Origin of the sequence: Bradyrhizobium sp. 1, assembly GCF_023073315.1 — a bacterium.
GTDB lineage: Bacteria > Pseudomonadota > Alphaproteobacteria > Rhizobiales > Xanthobacteraceae > Bradyrhizobium.
The window spans coordinates 243,566-252,035 of sequence record NZ_JADPJH010000039.1; the positions used below are offsets into that span (position 1 = coordinate 243,566).

Annotated in this window: 9 protein-coding genes; 5 read left to right on the plus strand and 4 right to left on the minus strand. The window is 64.0% G+C overall.

The window, feature by feature from the left end; all coding sequences use genetic code 11:
• The first annotated feature begins 24 nt into the window (after window positions 1–24).
• The 4 genes from IVB29_RS38255 to IVB29_RS38270 all read left to right on the plus strand — a co-directional run bounded on the left by IVB29_RS38255 (window position 25) and on the right by IVB29_RS38270 (window position 5,394).
• Window positions 25–774, plus strand: coding sequence for an outer membrane beta-barrel protein (locus tag IVB29_RS38255; RefSeq protein ID WP_247508597.1), 750 nt, complete (start codon window positions 25–27; stop codon window positions 772–774).
• 238 nt (window positions 775–1,012) lie between these two features.
• On the plus strand, window positions 1,013–1,759 hold the full coding sequence (locus tag IVB29_RS38260; protein WP_247508598.1) for an outer membrane beta-barrel protein: 747 nt from the start codon (window positions 1,013–1,015) through the stop codon (window positions 1,757–1,759).
• 278 nt (window positions 1,760–2,037) lie between these two features.
• Window positions 2,038–5,022 (plus strand): excinuclease ABC subunit UvrA, encoded by a 2,985-nt coding sequence (gene uvrA, locus IVB29_RS38265; protein ID WP_247508599.1) that lies wholly within the window; start codon window positions 2,038–2,040, stop codon window positions 5,020–5,022.
• A 48-nt stretch (window positions 5,023–5,070) separates the two neighbouring features.
• Complete coding sequence (locus IVB29_RS38270; protein WP_247508600.1) at window positions 5,071–5,394, plus strand: hypothetical protein; 324 nt, start codon at window positions 5,071–5,073, stop codon at window positions 5,392–5,394.
• A gap of 5 nt (window positions 5,395–5,399) precedes the next feature.
• On the opposite strand, the gene IVB29_RS38275 is transcribed toward IVB29_RS38270, so the two are convergent.
• Both IVB29_RS38275 and IVB29_RS38280 read right to left on the minus strand, forming a co-directional pair.
• Window positions 5,400–5,735, minus strand: coding sequence for a DUF5615 family PIN-like protein (locus IVB29_RS38275; protein WP_247508601.1), 336 nt, complete (start codon window positions 5,733–5,735; stop codon window positions 5,400–5,402).
• 1 nt (window position 5,736) lies between these two features.
• Window positions 5,737–5,964: a DUF433 domain-containing protein gene (locus IVB29_RS38280; protein WP_247508602.1), complete on the minus strand. Its 228-nt coding sequence runs from the start codon at window positions 5,962–5,964 to the stop codon at window positions 5,737–5,739.
• Window positions 5,965–6,063: 99 nt separating this feature from the next.
• On the opposite strand from IVB29_RS38280, the gene IVB29_RS38285 reads away from it, so the two are divergent.
• On the plus strand, window positions 6,064–6,705 hold the full coding sequence (locus IVB29_RS38285; protein WP_247508603.1) for an HAD family hydrolase: 642 nt from the start codon (window positions 6,064–6,066) through the stop codon (window positions 6,703–6,705).
• 83 nt (window positions 6,706–6,788) lie between these two features.
• Here the strand turns inward: IVB29_RS38285 and IVB29_RS38290 are convergent, their stop codons facing one another.
• Window positions 6,789–7,736 carry a cytochrome D1 domain-containing protein gene (locus IVB29_RS38290; protein WP_247508604.1) on the minus strand — a complete coding sequence of 316 codons (948 nt, stop codon included), beginning with the start codon at window positions 7,734–7,736 and terminating at the stop codon, window positions 6,789–6,791.
• Between the two features lie 2 nt (window positions 7,737–7,738).
• Complete coding sequence (locus tag IVB29_RS38295) at window positions 7,739–8,293, minus strand: SRPBCC family protein (RefSeq protein WP_247508605.1); 555 nt, start codon at window positions 8,291–8,293, stop codon at window positions 7,739–7,741.
• Window positions 8,294–8,470 lie beyond the last annotated feature (177 nt).

Sequence of the window (8,470 nt, forward strand, 5' to 3'; positions counted from 1 at the left end):
CGGGCAAACTTGGGGAGACCTACAATGAATAAGATTTTGCTGGTTGCTTTTGGTGCCGCCGCGTTGGGCTTGGCGGCTCCTGCGAATGCGGCGGATATGGCCGCGCGTCCCTACACCAAGGCACCGATGGTCGCTCCCGCGCCCATCTACAACTGGACCGGCTTCTACGTCGGCGTGCAGGGCGGCGGCGGTTGGGGCCGTAGCGACGAGACCTTCTTCGGCGCTCCGAATACGGCGATCTTCGCCGGGACGCAGAAGTATGACACCAGCGGCGGCTTTGTCGGCGGTGTGTTCGGCTACAACTGGCAGCAGGGCCCGGCCGTCTTCGGCATCGAGGGCGATTATCACTGGGCAGACATCAGCGGTCGCTCGGCCGAGATCAATGCTGGCGTGGGCGACACCTACTTCACGAAGATCCGCGGTTTCGGTGACATCAAGGGCCGCCTCGGCTATTCGACCGGTCCTGCCCTCTGGTTCGTCAGCGGTGGTGCAGCGGTCGGCGACATCCAGCATCGCTATGATGGTATCCCCGGAAACGTCTTCGTCCAGAACGACTGGCGTTGGGGGTGGACCGTCGGCGCCGGCGCGGAATACATGTTCGCTCCGAACTGGTCGGCCAAGGTCGAGTACAACTACATCGATTTCGGCAAGAGCACGATCCAGTACACCGCCGTGCCCACCAACCGCTCCGAGTGGACCGATACCGTCCACACCATCAAGGCAGGCGTGAACTATCACTTCAACTGGGGTAGCCCGGTCGTCGCGAGATACTGATATCCCTCTGATACCGCTAAGGGACCAAAGGCCGGCGCATCGCGCCGGCCTTTTTGTTGCGCGCTGCCGGCGACAATGCGTCAGCGACTATTACATTTTGTAATTGTTGTGTCTTTTGAGAGACACAACTTGCGGCTTCAATGGTGTAGGTACGACATCAGTTGGACCAAGGCGTCCGATGCCTTTCCGAACGCACGGAAGGCCAAGAACAGAAACCGGGACTGGGATTAAGTTGAAAATGAAAAAGGTTTTGTTGGCTTCGGCCTGTTTGTTCGCTCTCGCTGCTCCGGCTTCGGCCGCGGATCTCGCAGCGCGCCCCTACACCAAGGCTCCCATCGCTGTGGCCTCGATCTACAACTGGTCCGGCTTCTACATCGGCGCCAACGCTGGTGGCGGCTCGAGCCACAATTGCTGGGATCTCACCGCCGTCGGCGGCGCCCCAATTCCGGTCACGGCCGAAGGTTGCCACAATGCGACCGGTGCTCTCGTCGGCGGCCAGATCGGCTATCGCTGGCAGTCGGCCAGCTGGGTGTTCGGTCTCGAAGCCCAGGGCGATTGGGCTGACCTGAAGGGCTCGAACGTCAGCTCGCCCGCCGCTCTCTTCCCGCTGGTGAACAACACCAAGATCGACGCCATCGGCCTCTTCACCGGCCAGGTGGGCTACGCTTGGAACAACGTGCTCTGGTACGTGAAGGGCGGCGCAGCCGTTACGCACAACAAGTTCAACGGCACTCTGGGTGGCATTGCGCTCGACACCGCGAACGAAACGCGTTGGGGTGGCACGGTTGGCACCGGCATCGAATTCGGCTTCGCTCCGAATTGGTCGGTCGCCGTCGAGTACAATCACTTGTTCATGGGCAAGCACACCGACACCTTCACCTTCCTCGGCGTGAACACCCGCAGCGACAGCATCAAGCAGGACGTGGATATGGCCACGGTTCGGCTGAACTACACCTTTGGCGGCCCGATCGTCGCGAAGTACTGATCTTCACGACCGACGTCCCATCGTTACGAAAGGCCGGCCTTGTGCCGGCCTTTTTGTTTTCGTGCGGGGCCTTCCGGTAGTTCCGCGCCCCTCCGCTACTGCCACGTCCCGCCAGCGCGCCAACAAACCGTTGACGATTCGCAAGTCCCACTGGAAATCCGTCCTCGTTCTTCCTACGTTCGCTGACAACCCCATCGGCGCCGATCCCGGTTCCGGGCGAAGCGCGCCTTTTCGTTGGCGCGATCGCGCACCTTTGGGATTCCTTGAGGGCAACCCGGATGGATGAAGTGATCAAGGCGAAGCGCCAACAGCAGAACGCAGGCTCCAGCCGGCACGCAATTACAATCCGCGGCGCGCGCGAGCACAACCTCAAGAACGTCGACGTCGAGATTCCCCGCGACAAGCTGGTGGTGTTCACCGGCCTCTCCGGCTCCGGCAAATCCTCGCTCGCCTTCGACACCATCTACGCCGAGGGGCAGCGCCGCTACGTCGAGTCGCTGTCGGCGTATGCGCGCCAGTTCCTGGAGATGATGCAGAAGCCTGACGTCGACCAGATCGACGGCCTGTCGCCGGCGATCTCGATCGAGCAGAAGACGACCTCGAAGAACCCGCGCTCGACCGTCGGCACCGTCACCGAGATCTACGACTACATGCGCCTGCTCTGGGCGCGCGTCGGCGTGCCCTATTCACCGGCCACGGGCTTGCCGATCGAGAGCCAGACCGTCTCGCAGATGGTCGACCGCGTGCTGGCGCTGCCGGAAGGCACCCGCCTCTATCTGCTCGCGCCGGTCGTGCGTGGCCGCAAGGGCGAGTACCGCAAGGAGCTCGCCGAATGGCTCAAGAAGGGCTTTCAGCGCGTCAAGATCGACGGCACGTTCCACGAGCTTGCGGAAGCACCGACGCTCGACAAGAAATTCCCGCACGACATCGACGTCGTCGTCGACCGCATCGTGGTGCGCGCCGATATCGGCCAGCGCCTCGCCGAAAGCTTTGAGACCGCGCTGAAGCTCGCCGAGGGTCTGGCCGTGATCGAATACGCCGACGCACCGGCCGCGGCGGCGCCGGCCGAAGAAAAAGAAAAGAAGAAGACCGCAAAAATCCACGACAAGAGCGGACCCGAGCGCATTCTGTTCTCGGAAAAATTCGCCTGCCCGGTCTCCGGCTTCACCATCCCCGAGATCGAGCCGCGCCTGTTCTCGTTCAACAATCCCTACGGCGCCTGCCCCGCCTGCGGCGGTCTCGGCGTCGAGCAGCATGTCGACGAGGATCTCGTCATCCCCGACAAGGAGCTCGCCATCGGCAAGGGCGCGATCGCGCCCTGGGCCAAGTCGTCGTCGCCCTATTACGTGCAGACGCTGACGGCGCTCGGCAAGCACTACAAGTTCACGCTGGCCGCCAAATGGAAGGATCTGCCAAAGAAGACGCAGAACGCGATCCTGCATGGCTCCGGCGAGGACGAGATCAAGTTCTCCTACGAGGACGGCGTCCGCTCCTACGACACCAAAAAACCGTTCGAAGGCGTCATCACCAACATCAATCGCCGCTATCGCGAGACCGAGAGCGAGTGGGCGCGCGAGGAGCTGTCAAAATATTTCCACGACGTGCCCTGCGGCGGTTGTAACGGTTTCCGCCTGAAGCCCGAGGCGCTCTGCGTCAAGATCGGCGGCAAGCATATCGGCGAGATCTCGGAGATGTCCGTGAAGGGCGCCGGCGCCTGGTTCGAGACGGTGCCGGAGGCGCTGAACGCACAGCAGAACGAGATCGCCGGACGCATCCTGAAGGAGATCCGCGAGCGCCTGACCTTCCTGCTCGACGTCGGCCTCAACTATCTCACCCTCGCGCGTTCCTCCGGGACGCTCTCCGGCGGCGAGAGCCAGCGCATCCGTCTGGCCTCGCAGATCGGTTCGGGCCTGACGGGCGTGCTCTACGTGCTGGACGAGCCCTCGATCGGCCTGCACCAGCGCGACAACGCGCGCCTGCTCGACACCCTCAAGCGGCTGCGCGACCTCGGCAACACCGTGATCGTGGTCGAGCATGACGAGGACGCCATTCTCCTCGCCGACTACGTGCTCGACATCGGCCCCGGCGCCGGCATGCATGGCGGCCACATCGTCGCCGAAGGCACGCCCGCCGAGATCATGAGCAACCCGAAATCGCTGACCGGAAAATACCTGACCGGTGAGCTCGAGGTCGAGGTGCCGGAGCGGCGCCCGCCGAACCATCGCCGCACCATCAAGGTGGTGAACGCGCGCGGCAATAACCTCAAGAACGTCACGGCGGAAATTCCGCTCGGCCTGTTCACGGCCGTTACCGGCGTCTCCGGCGGCGGCAAGTCGACGCTCCTGATCGACACGCTCTACAAGGCCATCGCGCGCAAGCTGAACAATGCCAGCGAGGGCGCAGCGCCGCACGACCGCATCGAGGGCCTGGAGCATATCGACAAGATCATCGACATCGACCAGTCTCCGATCGGCCGCACCCCGCGCTCGAATCCGGCGACCTATACCGGCGCCTTCACGCCGATCCGCGAATGGTTTGCGGGCCTGCCCGAAGCCAAGGCGCGCGGCTACGAGCCCGGCCGCTTCTCGTTCAACGTCAAGGGCGGCCGCTGCGAGGCCTGCCAGGGCGACGGCGTCATCAAGATCGAGATGCACTTCCTGCCCGACGTCTACGTCACCTGCGACGTCTGCAAGGGCAAGCGTTACAACCGCGAGACGCTCGAAGTCCTGTTCAAGGGCAAGAGCATCGCCGACGTGCTCGACATGACCGTCGAGGAAGCCGCCGAATTCTTCAAGGCGGTCCCGCGCGTGCGCGAAACCTTCCAGACCCTGCACCGCGTCGGCCTCGACTATATCCATGTCGGCCAGCAAGCCACCACGCTCTCCGGCGGCGAAGCCCAGCGCGTCAAGCTCGCAAAAGAGCTGTCCAAGCGCGCTACCGGCCGCACGCTCTACATCCTGGACGAGCCGACCACCGGACTTCATTTTCACGACGTCAAGAAGCTGCTGGAAGTGCTGCACGAGCTGGTCGCGCAAGGCAACACGGTCGTCGTCATCGAGCACAATCTCGAAGTCATCAAGACGGCCGACTGGGTCATCGACCTCGGCCCCGAAGGCGGCGACGGCGGCGGCGAGATCGTCGCCTGGGGCCCGCCGGAAGATATTGCGAAGGCGCCGCGGAGCTATACGGGGAAGTTTCTGGCGCCGGTGCTGAAGAAGGCAAGGAAGCCGAAGCGGCGGAGCACGAGCGAGGCGGCGGAGTGATCTCCGTCGGCTTGAGCGGCCGGGATTAAGCACCGTGGAGTGATCTCCATGCCGACCCGAACCTATACCCTCTTTCGCGACGCCATTCTCGCCGAGCAGCAGGTGACCTGCGTGTACGAGGGTCGCTATCGGGAGCTTTGCCCGCATATCATCGGCACTGACAAGAGCGATGGCGAGGCTGTGCTAGCTTGGCAGTTCGACGGCGAAAGCAGCGGACCGCTGCCGCAATGGCGATGCCTGAAACTGGTCAATGTCAGTAATGCCCGTGCGCGCGATGGCCGCTGGCATGAGGGCGGCTCGCATCGGACGACCCAGACCTGCGTCAAGAACATCGATCTCGACATCAATGTTCATGTCCGCAAGCTGCGCTGAGCCTGTTAGCTACCAACGAATTCAATGACGGCCTCGCCGCGCGCGATGGCTTCGCTAATTTGCGGCATGGCGCCCAGGAACTGCCGCATCAGCGCCCGATTGTCGATGTTGCCTACCCGAACCCACAACACGATCGGCCCCTGTCTCTTTGCTGCGCGCAAAAGTGAGAAGTCACGGTCCTTTGTCACGAGAACCGCCGGTCGAGCAATGGCTTCATTCCAAATCGCGCCGTCGGTCGCATTTGCCATTCCGACCTCGGCGACGTGAACCGCATCATATCCAGCTCGACGCATGGCTTCCGCGAGTGCAGGTGGAAGCTGAGCGTCGATCAGGTAAAGCAAGCTACTTCGCCGCTATGATGGGATGATCGACCTGACGGGCAGCATAGGCCAGCACTGCGTCGATATCGGCAGCTTCCAGATACGGATAGTCCTCAAGGATGCTCTCGCGCGACTGTCCGGCAGACAGTAGTCCCAGGATGTCGGCGACCGTGATGCGCAAATCGCGAATACAGGGGCGTCCGTGCATCCGCTCCGGATTGACCGTAATTCTTGTCAGCAGCTCCGACATCTGTCACCTCTGTGGACGCAATATAGCATCTTCGATGGCATCTGTCAGCGCATCGCCAGCGCGCATGATGCACGGTCCGTCCGGCACGATCCCTCCTCCATGCCCTACTCCCTCGCCATCTTCGACCTCGACGGCACGCTGGCCGACAGCTTTCCGTGGTTCCTCCGCACCATCAACGACGTCGCCGATCGCTTCGGCTTTCGTCGCGTCGCGGAGGAGGATGTCGAGGGGCTGCGGCATGCTTCGACACGTGAAATCCTCAGCCGGCTCGAGGTGCCGCTGTGGAAGCTGCCGGCGATCGCGCGGCATGCGCGACAGTTGAAGGCGGAGGCGGCGGCGGAGATTTCGCTGTTCGCTGGCGTCGAGCCGATGCTGCAAACACTGGCCGATAACGGCGTGCAACTCGCGCTGGTGACCTCCGACAGCGAAGCCAACGCGCGCGAGAAGCTTGGGCCGGCCGCTGCGCTATTCTCGCATTTCGACTGCGCGGCATCGCTGTTCGGCAAGCCCGCGAAATTCCGCCGGGTCCTCCGGCGCGCGGACGTGGCGCCCGACCGCGTCATCGCAGTCGGCGACGAGGTCCGCGATATCGAGGCGGCGCGCGCGGTGGGGATTTCCTGCGGCGCGGTGTGCTGGGGTTATGCAGCGCCGGCGGCGCTGCGGGCGCTCGGGCCGGACTACACGTTCGAGCGGATGGATGAGATTGCGGATGCGCTGTGCCGTAGTCGTAGGGTGGGTTAGCCGAAGGCGTAACCCACCTCTTTGGTTTCCGCGCGGACAGAGAAGAGGTGGGTTACGCTGACGCTAACCCACCCTACACGCCCCTACTCGGTCCTGCGCAAAAACGCCCCAAACGCGCGGGGGCCGTCGCCGGTCTTGACCTCGCCAATCACCTTCAGCTCGGCAGCGTCTATGATATCCAGCGTGTTGCTCTCCCAGCAGGCGACGATGATGCGCTTGCCGTCTGCCGTCGCGGCGATGCCTTCGGGATAGTCGCCGACGTTGATGCGCTTGACTGGCTTCAGGGTCGCGAGGTCGAATACGCTGACGGTGCCGCCATATTGATCGGTGACGAAGCCGCGGCCCAGCGTCAGCGCCACCGCATAGGGACGCATGCCGACCGGCACGCGGGCGATCTCGCGGCCATCCGTGATGTCGATCACCGAGACGTCGTCGGAGCCGACATTGGCGGTGTAGGCACGCTTGCCCTCGGCATCGATGGTGACGCCGAACGGGCGGGTGCCGACCTTGATGATCGCCTTGCGCTGGCGCGTCGCGGTGTCCACGACCGAGACGCTGTCGTCGTCGCGATCCGCCGAGAGCAGCAGCTTGCCATCGGGCGTCACCGCCAGGCCCGACGGCGAAGCGCCGACTGCGATACTGGCCGTAACGCTGCGGCTCGCCGCGTCGATCACCCGCACCGCCGCCGCATACCAGTCGGCGACATAGACGGTGCGGCCGTCAGGCGCGACAGCGATGCCAAGCGGCCCGCCGCCGACCTCGATCCGCCCCGCAACCTGCCGGGTTGCGGCGTCCACCACCGTCACCGCCTTGGCGTCCGGGCTCGTCACATAGGCAAAACGCCCGTCCGCGCTGACGGCCACGCCCGCCGGCTTGCCGCCGATCGGGATGGTCGCCACCGCATGCGCAGTTGCGAGGTCCACGACCATCAGATCGTCGCTGAGCTGGTTGGTGACGAACGCCTCCTCGGCGGACGCGCTGCCGAGCCCGGCAAGGCTGGCGGCGAGCGCCGCCAGGATCGGGATACGCACCGTCAGCTTCCGCTCTCGACCTTCTTCTTCAGCGCCTCGAGGCCCGCCTGATAGAGCCCCTTCACCGCCTTCACCGCGGCTTCGTCGCTCAACTCCGGCGGCGGATCGTTGTTGGGAAAGCCGCGGTAGAACGCGCCGGCCCATTCCAGGGTCGCGCCCTTGCCGTCGGCACTCGGCGTCACCGTCAGCGTCGAGGAATAGTTGGTGACCGGCAGCACCTTCACGTCCACATGGGTGATCCGGTAGGAATAGGTCATCGCGGCGGCGTCGAACTTGTAGAGTTCCTCGTCGACGGTGGCGCCTCCCGTCAGCGTCAGCTTGCGCGTCGCGCCGATCTCATTGCCCTTGTCGCCCTCGGTCTTGGTCACCGGCGGGAGCCAGCCTATGTCCTGGAAATTGCCGATCGCCGCCCACACCTTGGCTGGAGCCGCGTTGATCTCGATGGATTCCCGCACCTTCTGCCGGGTCGGCCCGTGGGCCCATGCCGTGGTCAAGGCCATCCCCGCCACCGCGAGCGCCGCGACTCCGGCGATCGCCGTTCCGCTTCTCATCCTCATGTCGTTTCCTCACTCTTGCATCTGCGCGACTTGAGGCGCGCTGAGGTCATGGTAGCGTATTTTTGGACCGTGGCGAGACCGGTTCGCGGCACGGCCGTGGCGGGCCGCGCCTCGTCCACACCATCCGTTGCGTTGCCCGACGAGGCTGAGCAAGAATTGGTCGTTGGCGGCCTTAGG

Excerpts from the sequence above, each read along its gene's own strand:
- IVB29_RS38260 (WP_247508598.1), top strand. The coding sequence starts at position 1,013 with ATGAAAAAGGTTTTGTTGGCTTCGGCCTGTTTGTTCGCTCTCGCTGCT.
- uvrA (WP_247508599.1), top strand. The coding sequence starts at position 2,038 with ATGGATGAAGTGATCAAGGCGAAGCGCCAACAGCAGAACGCAGGCTCC.
- IVB29_RS38285 (WP_247508603.1), top strand. The coding sequence starts at position 6,064 with ATGCCCTACTCCCTCGCCATCTTCGACCTCGACGGCACGCTGGCCGAC.
- IVB29_RS38280 (WP_247508602.1), bottom strand. The coding sequence starts at position 5,964 with ATGTCGGAGCTGCTGACAAGAATTACGGTCAATCCGGAGCGGATGCAC.
- IVB29_RS38270 (WP_247508600.1), top strand. The coding sequence starts at position 5,071 with ATGCCGACCCGAACCTATACCCTCTTTCGCGACGCCATTCTCGCCGAG.
- IVB29_RS38295 (WP_247508605.1), bottom strand. The coding sequence starts at position 8,293 with ATGAGGATGAGAAGCGGAACGGCGATCGCCGGAGTCGCGGCGCTCGCG.
- IVB29_RS38255 (WP_247508597.1), top strand. The coding sequence starts at position 25 with ATGAATAAGATTTTGCTGGTTGCTTTTGGTGCCGCCGCGTTGGGCTTG.